The organism is Dechloromonas hankyongensis (genome assembly GCF_022012295.1).
Classification (GTDB): domain Bacteria; phylum Pseudomonadota; class Gammaproteobacteria; order Burkholderiales; family Rhodocyclaceae; genus Azonexus; species Azonexus hankyongensis.
The window spans coordinates 138613-153740 of the sequence record NZ_JAKLTN010000004.1 but is presented as its reverse complement, the minus strand read 5'-3'; the positions used below and the strand labels follow the sequence as shown (position 1 = coordinate 153740).

Here is a 15128-nt window from a genome sequence, read left to right as displayed (position 1 = left end):
GGCAAATGCAGGAAAGCTTTGTGTTTTTCCAACGAAAGAGGCTCGCCATGGACCGGTTATTGAATTGGAGCATCGGCACTGTCGCCGTGCTGGCGCTGGCCATGCTCGCCTGCGGCCGTAGCGAGAAGCTGCCCAAGCCGAGCACTGAAAGTTCCGCCCGCGGCAGCACGTCGCCGGAAACGGGTAGCGTGGCGTCCACCGGGACGCCTGCTGCGGCCTCTGCCGCAACGTCCACCACCACGCCATCTACCATGTCGCCCGTGGGCGCCACGACGACGGCGGCGACCGGGCAGGTTGCGCCGACCCAGGCCGGCTTGCCGGTGGCCGCCATCGAGCGCACCTTCATCGCCGAAGCGGCGGCCAGCGGCCTGGCCGAGATCGACGCCGGCCGGATGATGGCGGCGCGCAGCACCGATCCGGGCATCAAGTCCTACGCCCGTCAGCTCGAACGCGAGCACATGAGCGCCAACGACGAACTCAAGCGCATCGCCGAAGGCAAGGGCATCGTGGTGCCGGCCATCGTCAGCAAGGAAACCCGGGAACTGCTCGATCGCCTGCGCGGCATGCCGGCCGCCGAAGGCGACCGGACCTTCGTCCGCGAATTCGGCATCGAGACCCACAACAAGGCCATCCAGCTTTTCGAAAAGGAGGCCCGCGAGGGCCAGGACCCGCAGCTGCGGGCCTTCGCCGAGCAAACCCTGCCCCGGCTGCGCGAGCACCTGACCATGGCGCAGCAATTGCAGAGGCAAGGCAAGGTCACAACGCACTGAATCGCCGGGCCATGGCTCCTTTCGCCCGATGGAGCGGCACGGGCGTCAACCAGGATCGGGCTGCAAGCAAGAAGAGGAAGGATCAACCATGGCCGTCAATATCATTACCCCCACCACCGTCAGCGAACCTTACCACCTGCCTCAGCACGCCCTCAGTTGGGGCGGCATTGTGGCCGGGCTATCCGTCGGCATCGCGATCAACCTGTTGCTGCTGCTGATCGGCGCCGCCACCGGGTTGGCCATGTTCGACGCCGGCGATGCCCGCCAGGCGAGCCAGACCGGCGTGTCGATGGCAGTCGCCATCTGGAACACGATCAGCATGGTGATCGCCGCCTTCGCCGGCGGCTACGTCGCGGCCCGTACCGCCGGCATGCGCCGCGCCTCGGACGGCGTGCTGCACGGCGTCGTGGCCTGGGGCGCGACGCTGCTGATTTCGGTTTTCGTCCTCAGTACGGTAGCCGGCACCACGCTGGGCACGCTGTTCAATGCCGTCACCCCGGCTGAACGCATGGCGGGCAGTGAAATCGCCGGCAAGCTCGACGCCGGCAACCGGCAGGAAGCGATCACCGCCATGCGCGAGCGCTTCGGGCTGAGCAACGAACAGGCCAGTCAGCTGGTCGACCAGGCGCTGGTCCTGTCCGGGCGCGAGAACCAGGCCTCGCCGCAGGCCCGCGAAGCGACCGAAAACACCTTGCACAACGCCTCGATCGCCAGCGGCTGGCTGAGCGTCGCCATCCTGCTGTCGCTGCTCAGCGCTGTCGGCGGCGGCGTGCTCGGCGCCCGCGGCACGCGGCGCGACGTGCGGCGGCCGGTGTCAGAGACTACGGCAAGCACGACGCTCTGACGCCCTCGATTCGTCTTCGCCCGCGTCCCACAGGAATTTCCTTTGGTCGCAGGCGGGAATCCCGGAAAGGCGAAGGTCTTCTGGGATTCCCGCCTACGCGGGAAAGACATTGTCAGGGGAGCGGGAGGGCCCCTACCCGCCCTTTACCCGCCCTTTTTCACCCGTTCCCGTTGGCCGCAAAATGGGCGATGGTCTTGCGCAGGCCGTCGTCCAGTTCGACGCGCGGCTCCCAGGCGAGCAGGCGGCGGGCCAGGGCGATGTCCGGGCGGCGGCGCACCGGATCGTTGAAGGGCAGCGGCCGGTGCACGATGGCCGAGGCCGAGCCGGTCAGCGCGATGATGCGCCCGGCCAGTTCGCGCATCGTGAATTCCTGCGGATTGCCGAGATTGAGCGGGCCTGAGAAGTCGTCCGGGGTCGCCATCAGGCCGACCAGCGCCTCGACCAGGTCATCGACGTAGCAGAAGGCGCGCGTCTGCGTGCCGTCGCCGTACAGCGTCACCGCCTCGCCGGCCAGAGCCTGGACGATGAAATTGGAGACCACCCGGCCATCGTCGGGGCGCATGCGCGGCCCGTAGGTGTTGAAGATGCGCGCCACCTTGATGCGCACCTTGTGCTGGCGGTGGTAGTCGAAGAAGAGCGTCTCGGCGCAGCGCTTGCCCTCGTCGTAGCAGGCGCGCGGCCCAACCGGATTGACGTTGCCCCAGTAGGCTTCGCGCTGCGGGTGCTCGGCCGGATCGCCGTAGATTTCGCTGGTCGACGCTTGCAGGATCTTCGCTTTCACCCGCTTGGCCAGCCCCAGCATGTTGATGGCGCCGTGGATGCTGGTCTTCACCGTCTGCACCGGATCGTTCTGGTAATGGATAGGCGAGGCCGGGCAGGCCAGGTTGTAGATTTCGTCGACTTCGACATAGAGCGGAAAGGTGATGTCGTGGCGCAGCAGTTCGAAATTGGGGCGGGCCAGCAGATGGGCGATGTTGGCGCGCAGCCCGGTGTAGAAATTGTCCACACACAGCACGTCGTGGCCCTCGGCGACCAGCCGCTCGCACAGGTGCGAGCCGAGGAAGCCGGCGCCGCCGGTGACCAGGACGCGCCGGGGGACGAGCTTGGCCATGACCGCTCCTAGCCCGTCACGTCGCGGAAGACGCTCAGCCAATCCGCGACGAAACGGTCGATGTTGAAGCGGTGCAGGGCTTCCTTGCGGGCCTCCCGGCCCATTGCGGCGGCCTCCTCGGGGTGTTCGAGCAGATGGCGCATGGGTTCGATCAGGCGCTGCGGGTCGGTGTCGACAAAACCCGACTGGCCGTTCTTGATCACCGTGACCAGCTCGGTAGTGGCCAGGCCGACCACCGGCAAGCCGATCATCATCGCCTCGATGGCGGCCAGCCCCAGGCTGGTCCACCGGGTGGGGTGGAAATAGAAACGGTAGTGCGCCATGAAGGCCGGCAGCTCGTCGTTGGGCACCTCGCCCAGGCCGCCGCTGCGCTCCGATTCCATGCCCACCAGATCGAGTCGCACCTGGTCGCGGGCGGCGGCGAAGATGTCGGCCCCGACCCGCCGGCCGCGCGGTCCGAGGTGATTGACCACGGCAATACCGCGCGCCAGCCGGCCGTTGTAGCGCACGCCGTCGGGCAGCACCACGCCGTGCTCGACGACGCGGGCGGGCGTCTGGCCGCTGTCCCACATCAGCTGGTTGAAGTGGGTGACATGGACGAGCAGGGTGTTCGGATCGTTGACCGGGTGGCGGGTGTCGGTCGGGTTGTCGCGCGGTGGATCGTGCTCGAGGTAGATGCGCGGCAGGCTGCGCTGCGCCTCGCTGAGCAGTTGCAGGCGATCCTGCTCGTAGCCGCGCCGCGACTGGTAGAGCACGCAGTCGAAGGCGGTGGACCGGGCCTCGGCGAGCGACACCTCGACGACGTTGTCGCCCCACGGCAGGACCCCGGCCCGGCCGGCGTAGCCCGGCGAGCGGGCGGCGTCGGTAAGGACGTAGAAAGTATGCGGCACGTGCGACAGGTAATACAGGTAATTGCCATGCACATGCCAGGTCAGGATGCGTAGCTTATTCCGCAACATGGTGGCTCCTTCGCTGGTTGGAAAGCAGATAAAAGGACTCGCGGACGACGTCCTCGACGCTGACCCCGCGCGCGCAGGCGTGCCCGGTCGGGCATTCGTCGTAGGCACAGGGGCGGCAGGGAACGGGATGGGCGAGCACGCGGTGGCGTTCGCCGTCGAGCGGGCGCCAGCGCCGGTCATCGGCGCCCGAGCAGATGACCACGCTGGGCGTGCCGACCGCCGCCGCGACATGCGACATCCCGGTGTCGTTGCAGACCACCAGATCGGCGGCGGCGACCAGCGCGGCCAGCGTGCCCAGCGTGGTGTGGCCGGCCAGGTCGATGGCCGGCTGCCGCATGTTCTGACGGATGGCGGCAAGCAGCGGCGCCTCGTCGGCGGTGCCGGTGAGCACGATGCCCAGCCCGACTGCCGCCAGGGCATCGGCGACCAGTGCGAAACGCTCGGGCAGCCAGCGCCGGGACGCCAGGCGGGCGCCGGGGTGGATGCAGGCGTAGCCGCGCTCGCCGATCGGCAGCATGGCGCGCAGGGCGGCGAAGGTGGCGGCCTCGGCCGGCAGAATGGGCAGTTCCAGCGCCTCGCCGCGCGACGGCATGCCGAGATGCTCGGTCAGTGCCAGCAGGCGGCGGATTTCCGGCAACTCGTCGGGCCAGGGCAGGAAGGTCTGCGGGTTCGGGCAGGGCTGGTCGGGCAGATAAAAACCGGCGCAGCGCCGGGCGCCAAGCAGGGAGATCAGTTGGTTGGTCAGGATGCCGGAACCGTGCATCTGGATGGCGAGGTCGAAACGGCGGGACTGCGCTTCGGCCAGGAAAATTTCCAGGCTGGCCAGGTCGGGCCGCCGCTCGGGCAGGCCGGGAAAGCCCGGGAATTCCATGAAATCGTTGATATAGGGCAGGCGGGTGGCGAAATCGGCCGCCCACGGCAGACCGATCAGCGTGATGTGCGCCGCCGGCCGGGCATGGCGGATGGCGCGCATGGCCGGCACGGCGCACAGCAGGTCGCCGAGTTGCAGGGCACGAAAGAGGACGATGCGTTCGGACATGGCTGACGTCCTGATGTGGCAATTCATGCGAAAGGCACCCGGAAATGCCAGGCCCCGGCCAGGCGCCAGAACACGGCCAGCGGCGGAATCAGTGCCGAGGTCAGGGCGATGCCAAGCCGCTCCTTCCATTCCCGGCTCAAGCCTTCCAGCCGGCGGCGGGCGAACTGCGCGGTGAGCAGCAGCCAGCCGACGGCCGCCGCCAGCGCCCAGCCCGGCGCCCCGGCGAGCAGGGCGGCGAGCGCCGCCACGAGCAGCAGGACGGTCAGGTAGTAGCGCAACGGCGGCCGGGCGGCGATCTTCTCGCGGTACAGGCGGCGGTGCTTCTTGTAGAGCAGGGCTTCGAAATATAGATTGCGGTGCAGGCGCAGGCATTGCGATGCAGGCGCCTGGCGCGCCGGATGGATGACCAGCGGCTTGCCGGCCTGGACGACCCGTTCGCCATTTTCGAGCAGCGTGAAATAGAGGTCGGAGTCCTCGCGCCACGGCCGCTTGAAGCGCTCGTCGAAGCCATTGACGCGAAGCAGCGCGGTGCGCCGCACGAAGCAGTTGGCGGTGACGAACTCGGCCCCGTCGAGGCCGGCGATGTTGCGCTCGGCATCGGTCGGCCGGGCGCGCAGCGGTACCAGCACATAGCCCCAGGCGGCGGCGATGTCCGGCTCGGCCATGGCCTCCAGCCCGGTCACCAGCCAGTCCGGGGCGGGAATGGTGTCGTCGTCGGTGAAGGCGATGATCGCGGCACGCGCCGCGCGCCAGCCGGCGTTGCGCGCCGCAGCCGGGCCGCGCTGGCCGGGTGGCGGGCACAGGTAGCGCAGTTCGCAGTTGTTGCCATGGCGCGCCATGTCGCGGGCGATCCCGGCCAGCTGGCGGCGCGTATCGTCGGAGCGGCCGTCATCGACGACGATCACCTCGTAGGCTTCCGGTGCCGGATGCTGACTGATGATGGCTTCCAGACAGCGGCGCAGCATCTCGGGGCGAAGGTAGGTGGGAATGACGACCGAAACGAGCGGATTCATCGCGCTTTCTCCACCAGGAAGGAACCGATGGCCAGTGCATCGAGCGGCGTCGACCAGAAGGCGTTGAGGGCGTCGCGCGGCGTGCACACGATGGGCTCGCCGCGCACGTTGAATGACGTGTTGATCAGCACCGGCACCCCGGTCAACCGCCGGAAGGCCTGCAACAGCAGGTAGAAGCGCGGGTTCCAGCGTGGCGACACGGTCTGCACGCGGGCCGTGCCGTCGACATGGACGGCGGCCGGGATGCGTTCGGCCGCCTGGGCCGTGGCGACATGCACAAAGAGCATGAATGGCGACTTGCCGCCATTGGCATGGCCGTCGATGAACCAGTCGCCGACCGCCTCCTCGAGGATGGCCGGCGCCACCGGACGGAAGTCCTCGCGATCCTTGAGTTCGTTGAGGCGCGCCTGCATCGCCGGATCGATCGGTGAGGCCAGGATGGAGCGGGCGCCCAGTGCGCGCGGCCCGAATTCCATGCGATCCTGGAACCAGCCGACGATCTTGCCCTCGGCGAGCAGGCCGGCGACCTGTTCCGGCACGTCGAGCAGGTGGCGGTGGGGCAGCTTGGCCCAGCGCAGCGCGGCCTCGATCTCGTCGTCGTCGTAGGCCGGCCCGTAGTAAGCGTGTTCCATGTGCCAGCGCTCGCCGCCGCCGCGCTCCTGGCGATCGACCCACAACGCCGCGCCGAGCGCCGTGCCGGCATCGCCGGCGGCCGGCTGGACCCAGACCTCGTCGAACAGGCCGCTGTCGCGCAGACGGGCGTTCATCACGCAATTGAGCGCGACGCCGCCGGCCAGGCAAAGCTGCTTTTCGCCGCTGGCCCTGCTCAGCCAGCCGGCCAGTTCGAGCGCGGTTTCCTCCAGTAGTTGCTGCAGCGAGGCGGCGATGTCGAAATGCGCCTGTTCGAGCAGGGCGCCGCGCTTGCGCGGCGGCCCGAGGCAGCCGGCGAGCGGCAGCGGAGGGCGGGTGAAGCCGCCGTCGCCGTCGTAGCGCAACAATTCGCGAAAGACGTCGCGGTAGATCGGTTTGCCGTAGGAAGCCAGCGCCATGACCTTGTATTCGTCGCTCGAATGCAGGAAACCGAGGTGGCGGGTGACGTCCTCGTAGAGCAGGCCGAGCGAATGCGGGTAGTTGATCTGGCGCAGGCGCTGCAGCTGGCCGTCGCGCCACACTCCGAGCGTCGTCGTCGCCCGCTCGCCGCGGCCGTCCAGGGTCATCACCGCCGCCGAGTCGAAAGGTGCGGCAAGGAAGGCGCTGGCCTCGTGCGCCAGGTGGTGCTCGACGAAATGCCAGCGGAAGCGGTCCGCGGCATCGGCGAAACGCGCCTGCAGGTGGTGCGGCACGCCGCCGACCAGCTGGCGCGGAGCATTGACGACATAGGCGTAGAACAGCGGCTCCCAGGGGCTGGCCCAATCCTCGCCCGGCGGCCGGGCCGACGGCTGCAGCGGCAGGCTGATCGAATCGCCCGCGACATGCCCGGGGAGCAGCGCCGGGTCGTAGGAATAGGCGACATGGTCGATATCGGCCAGCCGGATGCCGGCCTCGGCCAGGCAGTAATCGATGGCCGCCCACGGCAGTTCCCACGCCGTGAAAGGCAGCGGCCGCTTGCCGTGCTTGATGCGGTTGAAGCGTTCCTCCTCGGCGGCGGCAACCAGTTCGCCGTCGCGCACCAGGCAGGCGGCGCTGTCGTGGTAGGCGGCATTGATGCCCAGGGTGTACATCGTCGCGGCTCCTTTTTTCAGGTTTTCAGGCCGGCACCGCCGGCCAGCGATCGGCCCCGGCGTCGAGCAGTTCGCGCGCCGCGCCGGCGACGCGCTGCGGATCGAGCAGGTGCAGGCAGTTGTGGTGGCTCTGCGGACAGACGCTGCGGTAGCAGAAGCGGCACGGCACGTCGTGGTAGACGACACGGTGCGGCACCTGCCAGGGTGCGTGCTGCGGGTTGGTCAGGGCGTAGATGTCGACCACCGGCGTGCCCAGCGCGGCGGCGATATGCACCGGGCCGGTGTTGTTGGCGACGAGCAGCGCCGCGCCGGCGATCACCGCGGCCAATTGGCCGAGATCGAGAACGCCGGCCAGCGAGGCGACCGAGCGGTGCAGGCCGCCGCGTATGGTATCGACCAGCCCGCTCTCGACGCGGTCCCCGGTGAACACCAGCTGGCAGTCCGGCCAGGCGCCCAACAGCTCGGCCACCGCCGCGAACTGCTCGGGCGCGTAGCGGCGCGAGGCAGCGCTGGCCCCCGGGTGGAGGACGATCCAGCGCCGTCCGGGATCGATGCCGACCGCCTGCAGGCGGGCTGCCGCCGCTTCCCGGGCGCCCGGCGGCAGACGGAAGGACAGGCGTTCGTCGTCGGTGACGGCGCCGACGCTGGCGACCAGATCGAGCTGGCGGCGGACCTCGTGGCGCACCATTTCGTGCGGCTCGGGCTCGGGTACCCAGTGACTGAGCAGGCGGTAGGGATTTTCGCGGCAATGGGCCAGGCTGAGCGGTATCCCGGCCAGCCAGCAGAGCAGCGCGGCGGGCAGCGGATTCTGGCTGTACACGGTAAAGATCACCACGGCGTCGTAATGGCCGCGGCGCAGCAGATCGACGGTCGCCGCCACCGCCTCCGGCGTCGCATTGCCGTCCGGCATCCACGGCGTGTCGGCGACTACGACGGTGTCGATTTCCGGCACGAAGGGGGCCACCGCCACCCCGCCCGGCGACGTGAGCAGTGTGATGTGGCGGCCGGGTAGCGCGGCGTGCAGGGCGCGCAGGGCCGGTGTGGTCATCAGCACGTCACCCAGGTTGTCGAGACGTACGGCTAGCACGCGATGCGCGGTGGCCCACAGGGGCACCGGAGTGCTGGCCGCAGCGCTACCGCTCATGCCGTTTCCTTTCCCGATACCGTGGCTTCCCGGCCGCCCTGCGCCGGCAGCCAGGCCGCATTCGCGGCCGGGCGCAGGATGGCGGTGGCCACTGCGGCGAAGTCGCGGGCCACGACATCGGGCCGACGGCCAGCGCCGGCACGCCACACGGTTTCCGAGCCGACGTCGAGCAGCACCGACCGGCAGCCGGCGGCATGTCCGGCTTCGACGTCGTCGAGGATGTCGCCGACCATCCACGAACGGCGCAGGTCGATGCCGTGCTCGGCGGCGGCCCGCTGCAACAGGCCGGGCTGCGGTTTGCGGCAGGCGCAGGGCGGGTCTTCGCCGGCCGCGGCAGGCCGGTGCGGGCAGTAATAGGCAGCGTCCAGGCGCACCCCGTGGCGGGCCAGCCGCCGGGCCAGTTCCGCCTCGACGGCGGCGAGGTCGGCCGCGGAAAACCGGCCGAGGGCGAGGCCCGGCTGATTGCTGGCCAGGATCAGCCGGTAGCCGGCCGCCTGCAGCCGGGCCAGCGCGGCGCCGGCCCCGGCCCGCAGGCGCAGGCGGGCCGGATCGGCGCTGTAGGGGCGGTCGTGTACCAGGGTACCGTCCTTGTCGAGAAAGACCGCCGCGTTCATCGGGCGTCCCAGGCGCGGCGCGCCGTCCCGCCCGGCGGGGACAAGCCTTTCCCGGAGCGGTCCGGCAGGCTCATGGCCATGAGGTTTCCCCCATCGGCAGTACGCTGATCTCGGGGACCACGCTGGCCGCCGGCATGAGCAGCACGGCGAGCACCGCCGCCGCGACGCTGGACGGTTCCTGCAGGCAGTTGCGGTCGATGTCGGGAAAGCGGTCGAGCAGGAAGGGGGTGCGCATGCCGCCGGCGATCACCGCGCTGACCCGGATGCCGTGCGGCCGCAGTTCGGCATGCAGGGCGTGCGAAAAGCCGAGCAGCCCCCACTTGCTGGCGTGGTAGGCGGCGGCATTGGGCCAGGCGCGCTTGGCCGCGGTGGAGGCGATGTTGACGATGTGGCCGCCACCGGAGTGCTTCATGTGGCGGGCGGCCAGCCGGGAGAGCAGGAAGGGGCCACGCAGGTTGGTGGCGATGACGTGGTCCCACTGCTCGACTTCCAGCTCGTCGACCGGGCAGGTGTAATCGACGCCGGCATTGTTGATCAGAATGTCGAGCCGGCCGTCGTCGGTAACGATCTCGTCGATGACGCCGGCGACCTGGCTGGCGTCGCCGACGTCGAGGGTCGCCGGGCGCGCCTTGAAGCCCTGACCGGACAGCGTGCGGGCATGCCCCTCGGCCAGCTCGGCCTTGACGTCGGCGACGATCACACGCGCTCCGCTGACGGCGAGCGCCTCGCACAACGCCGCACCGAGGCCACGGCCGCCGCCGGTGACGAGGGCGGTCTTGCCGGCCAGCGGTAGCCCGCTCATGGCGCGGCCATCCCCGCCGTCATCCCGGCCGCCAGCGTCAGCCGCGGCGGCGCCTGCACGGCGGCATAGACGCCGTGCAACTGCGCCACCACCTGCTTCCAGGTAAAGGCGGCGCGTACCCGGCGCATGCCGGCGCGGCCCATGGCACGGCCCAGTTCCGGATTGTGGCGAAGCACGGCGAGGCGGCCGGCGAGGGCGGCGGGGTCGTGCGGCGGGACGAGGAAACCGGTCACCGCATCGACCACGCTGTACTTGATGCCACCGACCTCGGCGCCGACCACCGGGCAGCCGCAGGCCATGGCTTCGAGCGGCGTGATGCCGAACGGCTCGTACCAGGGCGTGGTGACGAAGACATCGGCGGTACAGTAGAAATCGCGCAACAGGTGGCGCGGCTGGCGGCCGGTGAAGATCACCCGGTCACGCACCCCCTCGCGCTCGGCGAGGGCGGCCAGGCGGCCGATTTCCGGGGTCAGCCGGGGATCGGGCTGCTCCGCTTCGCCGCCGACCACCAGCAGGCGGGCGGCGATGCCGTGCTCGCGCTTGAGCACCGCCAGGGCGCGGATCACATTGTCGATGCCCTTGCGCGGCACCAGGCGACCAAGCTGGAGGACCACGAAATCGTCGTCGGTCAGGCCGAATTGGTGGCGCAGGCTGTGCCCGCCGGGGCCGAGTTCGCCCGGGTCAAAGCCGCAGGGCACGATCTCGACGCGTTCCGGGTCGGCAGCGTAGAGCTCGACCAGATCGGCGCGGTCCTGCGGGCATTCGGCGACGATGCGGTCAGCCTGGGCGACCAGTTCCTGCTCGATGGCGATGCGCTCAGGCGGAAAACCGTCGGCCTGGCCCTGGTGCTGGCGCCGCACCTTGCCCAAGGCGTGGAAGGTGATGACGAAAGGCAGGCCGAGCGCCCGCTTCAAGGCCAGGGCGACCTGGCCGGACATGAAGAAATTGGCGTGCACCACGTCGTAGCGCCGGCTGGCCGGCCGGCAATGCTCGACCAGATGCCCGGCGAACTCGGCCATGAACGACAGAAGCCCTTCCTTGGCGACGAAGCGGGGCGGCCCGGCCGGCACGTGGACGACCCGCAGGTTGGGCGCCAGGTGGACGACCGGCGCCTGCTCCGGCTGGTCGCGCCGGGTGAACACGTCGACCCGGTGGCCGCGCCGCGCCAGGTGCGCGGCGACCTGGGCGACATAGACGTTCTGGCCGCCGCTATCGACGCTGCCCGGGCTGGCAAGCGGCGAGGCATGTTCGCTGATCAGGGCAATTTTCATGGTCCGAGGTCCAGAGAAGGGAAGGGGGGAATGAGTCGGAAACGGCTCGCGACTCCCCAGCAATCGCTGTGCCGCGCCCCAGTCGCCATGCCATGCTTCCCGCGCCCACCGCAGGTCGGTGCCGGTTTTGCCCCGGGCGCAGCAAAAATTGCGCGCCACTACGCACCCGATTCGCCGGGTATGCCCCTTGCTGCCCTCCGCCGCCATGAAGCGCCTTTTTCTTCGCCTGCAGCGCCACCATGCCCTGCGCCGCGCCCGGCGCCGGGAACAGCCGGTGCTGCCGCTCTACGCCGAAATGTCTCGCGGTTCGCTGATCGGCCTCGTCGTCTGTCTGCTCGGCGCCATCGCCATCGGCAGCCGCTCCGGCCCGGCGCTGTGGGCCGCCCTGTTCGGTGCCGGGATTGGCGCCTTGAGCGGCCTCCTGGTCTGGCTGGGGTCCGACCAGCTCGACGAACAGCCGGTCGTTCCGCCCCACCGGCCGCGTTGGCGGCCGGAAAATGGGCCACCGCACCGGAGCCGCCCGGGCGAGCGAAGCCTGTCCGCACAGCTGCGCCCCGCCAACAGCGGCCGCCACCCGACCCGCCCGCACGCCCACCGCAAGCGCTGAGCGCTTCCTTTGACCCTCTTCTATTTGAGCGGTCCCTTGGAACGCTGCGCCGCGTCGTCGGATTTACCCGGCTCGCGCTGGATCACGCTGACCGTTCCGTCGCTTTCCATGCACGCCATGCGGACATCGGCCAGATCGTCGATGCCGTGCTCGCGCAGCTTGGCCTGCAGTTCCTCGACGCTGAGGAATTCACGGCGCAGGTTGCGGTACTGGATGCGGCCGTCGCGCACCAGGCAGATTGCCGGCGCCGACAGCAGGCGGCGCAAGGCGGGAAAGCGGTAGGCGAGATAGTCGAGCAGCAGGTTCCAGCCGAGGATGGTCGAGATCAGCACCAGGCCGTCGCTCACCGACCGGTATTCGGCGGCCATCGCGTTCTGGGCGGCATCGGCGACCAGCACGATGACCAGCACGTCGGCGATGCCGACGGCACCGATGTCGCGCTGCAACACGCTGCGGAAGACGGTGAACAGGAATAAATAGATGATCGTGCCGCGGACGACGAGTTCGAGCGGCGAGACGGTGAAGACGAAGAGCGTGTTCCAGTCGGGAGCCATGGCCCCCGCCGTGCAATGGCCGTGCCGCACCGGCACGCCGCTTGCACGCCTGCATTCACTGCCGGTTACCCCACGGAGCTCTTCTCCATGTCCGCCGAATCCAGCAAGACGACCCTGCCGCCCCAGCATCAGGAACGACAGCCCGGCCGCGAAAGCGAAATGCAGCCGCCGCCGGCTTCATTCGCCGACCACTACGTCGGCAGCGGCCGCCTGCAAGGCCAGGTGGCACTGGTGACCGGCGGCGACAGCGGCATCGGACGGGCGACCGCAATCGCCTTTGCCAAGGAAGGCGCCGATGTCGCCATCGCCTATCTCGAGGAATGCGACGATGCGCGGCAAACCCGCCAGGCCATCGAAGCCTGCGGGCGGCGGGCCTTGGCCATCGCCGTCGACCTGGGTGACGAAGCGGCCTGCCGGCAGACCGTCGAGCGCGTGGTCGGCGAATTCGGCCGCCTCGACGTGCTGGTCAACAATGCTGCCGAGCAGCATCCGCAAGACAGTCTGGCCGACATCAGCAGCGCGCAGCTCGAACGCACCTTCCGTACCAACGTCTTCGCCATGTTCTATTGCACCAAGGCCGCCCTGCCGCACCTGCAAGCCGGGGCACGCATCATCAACACCGCCTCGGTCACCGCCTATCTGGGCAGCCCCCATCTGCTCGATTACTCGGCAAGCAAGGGCGCCATCGTCTCCTTCACCCGCTCGCTCGCCCTGCAACTGGTCGATAAAGGAATCCGCGTCAATGCGGTGGCTCCCGGGCCGATCTGGACCCCGCTCATCCCCTCCACCTTCGCCGCCGGGGAGGTCGGCCACTTTGGCGCCAACACGCCGATGGAGCGCCCCGGCCAGCCCGACGAAGTGGCCCCCGCCCTGGTCTTCCTGGCCACCGACGCCTCATCCTACATGACAGGCCAGGTACTCCATCCGAACGGAGGACGCATCGTCAACGGTTAATGCGACCCAGGAATAGTTCTCCCGGACGCGGTATGAACCGCGTCCCCCCGCTGTTGTCCATTGCACATGACTTTAACGAAAAGCCATCGGGAAGGGGAGGCCATTCGTTGACGCCTCGACCAGGTGGCAATTGCAGTCCAAGGAAAGCGGTATGCCCCAGGTGTTGCTTGTTGATGACGACCCCGAGACCGTCGCCTGGATCACCGAACTGGTCCGCAGCGAGGGATTTACCATTGCCAGCGCCAGTTCCCTGCGCGCGGCACGCGCTCATCTCAGCCGTTCGGCCCCGGATTTGCTGATCACCGACCTGACACTGCCGGATGGGCAGGGTATTGAGTTGCTGGCCGATCTCGATCCCGGCAACGTAACCGATGTCGTGGTCGTCACGGGAAATGCCAGCATCGAAACGGCCATCGGCGCTTTGCGCGCCGGCGCTGCCGACTACCTGATCAAGCCGATCGATGTCGAACGGCTGCGCGGCATCCTGCTGCGCATTCCGCGCCCCGAGGAGGTGCGCCGCGAAATCGTCGAACTGCGCGACGAATTGCGTCGGCTCGGCCGCTTCGGCCAAACCCTCGGCCGCTCGCCGCCCATGCACCGGCTCTACGACCAGTTCGCGCGCGTCGCCCCGACCTCGGCCAATGTCCTGCTGATTGGCGAAAGCGGCGTCGGCAAGGAACTGGCGGCGCAGACCATCCACGACCTCAGCCGACGCAAGGCGCAGCCCTTTCTGCCGGTGAATTGCGGCGCCATTTCGCCGCAACTGATCGAAAGCGAGCTGTTCGGCCACGAAAAGGGTAGTTTTACCGGCGCCGACCGCCAGCACCGCGGCTTTTTCGAGCGCGCCCACCGCGGCACGCTGTTCCTCGACGAAGTCACCGAAATGCGTCCCGAACTGCAGGTCAAGCTGCTGCGCGTGCTGGAGACCGGCACCTTCATGCGCGTCGGCACCAATGAGCCGATCGCCGCTGATGTACGCCTGATCGCCGCCACCAATCGCTCGCCGGAAAAGGCGGTGGCCGACGGCACGCTGCGCGAAGATCTGTACCACCGTCTGAACGTCTTTCCCATCCACCTGCCACCGCTGCGCGAGCGGGGTACCGACATCGAATTCCTGGCCCGCCACTTCCTCGACCAGTTCAATGCCGAGGAACACACCCACAAACGCTTCTCGCCGGCCGCCATTGCCTCCCTCTACGCCCACAGCTGGCCGGGCAACGTGCGGGAACTGAAAAATTACGTGCAGCGCCTGTTCATCATGTCCGACGAAATCCTCGATGTCGGCGCACCGCCGGAAAGCCCCTTCCACGAGCCGGAAAGCTCCCTGCTCACGGTGCGCATCGGCAGCACGCTGGAAGAGGTCAACCGTCGTCTGATCGAGGCCACCCTGGCCGAGTGCGGCAACGTCAAGCGTGTCGCTGCCGAAGTCCTCGGCATCAGCCTGAAAACGCTGTACAACCGCCTCGCCGTGTACCAGGGCGGCAAGGCCGAGACCCCGGACGATGGGCTGGATAGCGGCGACAGCCTTGAAAAGCCGCCGCCACCCCACCGGCCCGAGCGGCGGCTGGCCACCAGCAATACCGACACGCGCTAAGCGCCGGGAACGCCAATCGCAGACCCAGCGGTCACCGGCCGGCGTTCCACGGGCGCCCGGCCGCAGCATGTAAGCCTTACATGCCCCGGTAACACTTACAGCCCCGAGCGGGCCAGACCCATCCAGCGAGG

Annotated in this window: 15 protein-coding genes; 5 read left to right on the top strand and 10 right to left on the bottom strand. The window is 68.9% G+C overall.

All coding sequences use genetic code 11. The features are described from left to right. The first annotated feature begins 47 nt into the window (after positions 1 to 47). Together LZ012_RS17210 and LZ012_RS17205 are read left to right on the top strand one after the other, a co-directional pair. Complete coding sequence (locus tag LZ012_RS17210; protein WP_275712136.1) at positions 48 to 770, top strand: DUF4142 domain-containing protein; 723 nt, start codon at positions 48 to 50, stop codon at positions 768 to 770. A gap of 88 nt (positions 771 to 858) precedes the next feature. Beyond that, positions 859 to 1614 carry a hypothetical protein gene (locus tag LZ012_RS17205; protein WP_275712135.1) on the top strand — a complete coding sequence of 252 codons (756 nt, stop codon included), beginning with the start codon at positions 859 to 861 and terminating at the stop codon, positions 1612 to 1614. Between the two features lie 157 nt (positions 1615 to 1771). Here LZ012_RS17205 and LZ012_RS17200 read toward each other — a convergent pair whose 3' ends face one another. The 9 genes from LZ012_RS17200 to LZ012_RS17160 form a co-directional block, all read right to left on the bottom strand. Beyond that, positions 1772 to 2725, bottom strand: a complete 954-nt coding sequence (locus LZ012_RS17200) for a UDP-glucuronic acid decarboxylase family protein (RefSeq protein WP_275712134.1) — start codon at positions 2723 to 2725, stop codon at positions 1772 to 1774. A gap of 8 nt (positions 2726 to 2733) precedes the next feature. Further along, a complete protein-coding gene (locus LZ012_RS17195; protein WP_275712133.1) occupies positions 2734 to 3684 on the bottom strand; it encodes a glycosyltransferase in 951 nt (316 codons plus the stop codon). Continuing rightward, positions 3671 to 4723 (bottom strand): glycosyltransferase family 9 protein, encoded by a 1053-nt coding sequence (locus LZ012_RS17190; protein WP_275712132.1) that lies wholly within the window; start codon positions 4721 to 4723, stop codon positions 3671 to 3673. The genes LZ012_RS17195 and LZ012_RS17190 overlap by 14 nt, the downstream gene beginning before the upstream one ends. Positions 4724 to 4746: 23 nt before the next feature. Next, positions 4747 to 5736: a glycosyltransferase family 2 protein gene (locus LZ012_RS17185; RefSeq protein WP_275712131.1), complete on the bottom strand. Its 990-nt coding sequence runs from the start codon at positions 5734 to 5736 to the stop codon at positions 4747 to 4749. Further along, on the bottom strand, positions 5733 to 7457 hold the full coding sequence (locus LZ012_RS17180; protein ID WP_275712130.1) for a carbamoyltransferase family protein: 1725 nt from the start codon (positions 7455 to 7457) through the stop codon (positions 5733 to 5735). Before LZ012_RS17180 ends, LZ012_RS17185 begins: the two co-directional genes overlap by 4 nt. A gap of 25 nt (positions 7458 to 7482) precedes the next feature. Then, a complete protein-coding gene (locus LZ012_RS17175; RefSeq protein ID WP_275712129.1) occupies positions 7483 to 8601 on the bottom strand; it encodes a glycosyltransferase family 9 protein in 1119 nt (372 codons plus the stop codon). Further along, positions 8598 to 9215, bottom strand: coding sequence for a D-glycero-alpha-D-manno-heptose-1,7-bisphosphate 7-phosphatase (locus LZ012_RS17170; RefSeq protein WP_275712128.1), 618 nt, complete (start codon positions 9213 to 9215; stop codon positions 8598 to 8600). The genes LZ012_RS17175 and LZ012_RS17170 overlap by 4 nt, the downstream gene beginning before the upstream one ends. A 70-nt stretch (positions 9216 to 9285) precedes the next feature. Continuing rightward, positions 9286 to 10017, bottom strand: a complete 732-nt coding sequence (locus tag LZ012_RS17165) for an SDR family oxidoreductase (protein WP_275712127.1) — start codon at positions 10015 to 10017, stop codon at positions 9286 to 9288. Then, complete coding sequence (locus tag LZ012_RS17160) at positions 10014 to 11288, bottom strand: glycosyltransferase family 4 protein (RefSeq protein WP_275712125.1); 1275 nt, start codon at positions 11286 to 11288, stop codon at positions 10014 to 10016. The genes LZ012_RS17165 and LZ012_RS17160 overlap by 4 nt, the downstream gene beginning before the upstream one ends. A gap of 148 nt (positions 11289 to 11436) precedes the next feature. On the opposite strand from LZ012_RS17160, the gene LZ012_RS17155 reads away from it, so the two are divergent. Further along, positions 11437 to 11895: a hypothetical protein gene (locus tag LZ012_RS17155; RefSeq protein WP_275712124.1), complete on the top strand. Its 459-nt coding sequence runs from the start codon at positions 11437 to 11439 to the stop codon at positions 11893 to 11895. A 20-nt stretch (positions 11896 to 11915) separates the two neighbouring features. On the opposite strand, the gene LZ012_RS17150 is transcribed toward LZ012_RS17155, so the two are convergent. Continuing rightward, a complete protein-coding gene (locus LZ012_RS17150) occupies positions 11916 to 12449 on the bottom strand; it encodes a DUF421 domain-containing protein (protein WP_275712123.1) in 534 nt (177 codons plus the stop codon). An 87-nt stretch (positions 12450 to 12536) separates the two neighbouring features. Here LZ012_RS17150 and LZ012_RS17145 point away from each other — a divergent pair, with 87 nt between their 5' ends. Together LZ012_RS17145 and LZ012_RS17140 are read left to right on the top strand one after the other, a co-directional pair. Further along, positions 12537 to 13403, top strand: coding sequence for an SDR family oxidoreductase (locus tag LZ012_RS17145; RefSeq protein ID WP_275712122.1), 867 nt, complete (start codon positions 12537 to 12539; stop codon positions 13401 to 13403). 151 nt (positions 13404 to 13554) lie between these two features. After that, a complete protein-coding gene (locus LZ012_RS17140) occupies positions 13555 to 14997 on the top strand; it encodes a sigma-54-dependent transcriptional regulator (protein ID WP_275712121.1) in 1443 nt (480 codons plus the stop codon). Positions 14998 to 15128: the final 131 nt, after the last annotated feature.

Excerpts from the sequence above, each read along its gene's own strand:
- LZ012_RS17200 (WP_275712134.1), bottom strand. The coding sequence starts at position 2,725 with ATGGCCAAGCTCGTCCCCCGGCGCGTCCTGGTCACCGGCGGCGCCGGC.
- LZ012_RS17175 (WP_275712129.1), bottom strand. The coding sequence starts at position 8,601 with ATGAGCGGTAGCGCTGCGGCCAGCACTCCGGTGCCCCTGTGGGCCACC.
- LZ012_RS17145 (WP_275712122.1), top strand. The coding sequence starts at position 12,537 with ATGTCCGCCGAATCCAGCAAGACGACCCTGCCGCCCCAGCATCAGGAA.
- LZ012_RS17165 (WP_275712127.1), bottom strand. The coding sequence starts at position 10,017 with ATGAGCGGGCTACCGCTGGCCGGCAAGACCGCCCTCGTCACCGGCGGC.
- LZ012_RS17205 (WP_275712135.1), top strand. The coding sequence starts at position 859 with ATGGCCGTCAATATCATTACCCCCACCACCGTCAGCGAACCTTACCAC.
- LZ012_RS17210 (WP_275712136.1), top strand. The coding sequence starts at position 48 with ATGGACCGGTTATTGAATTGGAGCATCGGCACTGTCGCCGTGCTGGCG.
- LZ012_RS17195 (WP_275712133.1), bottom strand. The coding sequence starts at position 3,684 with ATGTTGCGGAATAAGCTACGCATCCTGACCTGGCATGTGCATGGCAAT.
- LZ012_RS17160 (WP_275712125.1), bottom strand. The coding sequence starts at position 11,288 with ATGAAAATTGCCCTGATCAGCGAACATGCCTCGCCGCTTGCCAGCCCG.
- LZ012_RS17140 (WP_275712121.1), top strand. The coding sequence starts at position 13,555 with ATGCCCCAGGTGTTGCTTGTTGATGACGACCCCGAGACCGTCGCCTGG.
- LZ012_RS17170 (WP_275712128.1), bottom strand. The coding sequence starts at position 9,215 with ATGAACGCGGCGGTCTTTCTCGACAAGGACGGTACCCTGGTACACGAC.
- LZ012_RS17150 (WP_275712123.1), bottom strand. The coding sequence starts at position 12,449 with ATGGCTCCCGACTGGAACACGCTCTTCGTCTTCACCGTCTCGCCGCTC.
- LZ012_RS17190 (WP_275712132.1), bottom strand. The coding sequence starts at position 4,723 with ATGTCCGAACGCATCGTCCTCTTTCGTGCCCTGCAACTCGGCGACCTG.
- LZ012_RS17180 (WP_275712130.1), bottom strand. The coding sequence starts at position 7,457 with ATGTACACCCTGGGCATCAATGCCGCCTACCACGACAGCGCCGCCTGC.
- LZ012_RS17185 (WP_275712131.1), bottom strand. The coding sequence starts at position 5,736 with ATGAATCCGCTCGTTTCGGTCGTCATTCCCACCTACCTTCGCCCCGAG.